Annotated in this window: 1 protein-coding gene; it reads left to right on the top strand. The window is 58.7% G+C overall.

The annotated features are described in order from the left end of the window. Positions 1 to 64: 64 nt before the first annotated feature. The coding region (locus RCH09_RS19670) for an IS256 family transposase (protein WP_326942832.1) at positions 65 to 1,015 on the top strand (951 nt) is incomplete at its 3' end.

Below are 1,015 nucleotides of genomic sequence, written 5' to 3' on the forward strand. Positions count from 1 at the left end.
GGGGGTGTAAATAATTTTGTGTAATCGGTCATTTGGCAGGAGACTGCCAGCCACAAGGAAAACAATGACCAAACGCAAAGTTGTACAGCCCGACCTGATCGACCTTTTGCTCGCCGACTATCAGAAACCGGAAGACCTGATTGGCGAGAACGGGATTTTAAAGCAGCTCACCAAAGCGATTGTGGAGCGCGCTCTGCAAGCTGAACTGGCGATCCACCTGGGTCACGACAAGCATGAAGCCGTGGCCAACGAGCGCGGCAACACCCGTAACGGCAGCAGCGCCAAGACGCTCAAGGGCGATTTCGGTGCACTGCCCATCGATATTCCACGGGACCGCGATGGCAGCTTCGAGCCGCAGCTCATTGCCAAACATCAGACCCGATGGAGCGGCTTCGACGACAAGATCCTGTCGCTGTATGCGCGCGGCATGACGGTGCGGGAAATCCAGAGCCACCTCGAAGAAATGTACGGCACCGAGGTCTCGCCGACGCTCATTTCCTCAGTCACCGATGCGGTCATGGACGAGGTCAAGGCCTGGCAGGCCCGTCCCCTGGATGCGCTTTACCCGATCGTCTATCTCGACTGCATCCATGCCAAGGTGCGCGACAGCGGTGCGGTGCGGGTCAAGGCGGTCTATCTGGCATTGGGCGTGAACCTCCATGGCGACAAGGAGTTGCTGGGCCTGTGGGTGGCCCAGACCGAGGGAGCCAAGTTCTGGCTGCAGGTCGTCACCGAGCTCAAGAACCGGGGCGTGCAGGACATCTTCATTGCCTGCGTGGACGGCCTCAAAGGCTTTCCTGAGGCGATTGAAGCAGTGTTCCCGAAGACGGCTGTCCAGCTGTGCATCGTGCACATGGTGCGCTACAGTCTGAACTTCGTTGGCTGGAAACTGCGCAAGGCTGTCGCAGCCGATCTGCGCACGATCTACACGGCGGCGACTGTCGAGGAAGCTGAAATGCGTCTGGCAGAATTCGATGCCAAATGGGGCATGGAGTACCCGTCGATCGTGCAGTCA

The sequence above is a fragment of the Actimicrobium sp. GrIS 1.19 genome (assembly GCF_035984655.1).
GTDB lineage: Bacteria > Pseudomonadota > Gammaproteobacteria > Burkholderiales > Burkholderiaceae_D > Actimicrobium.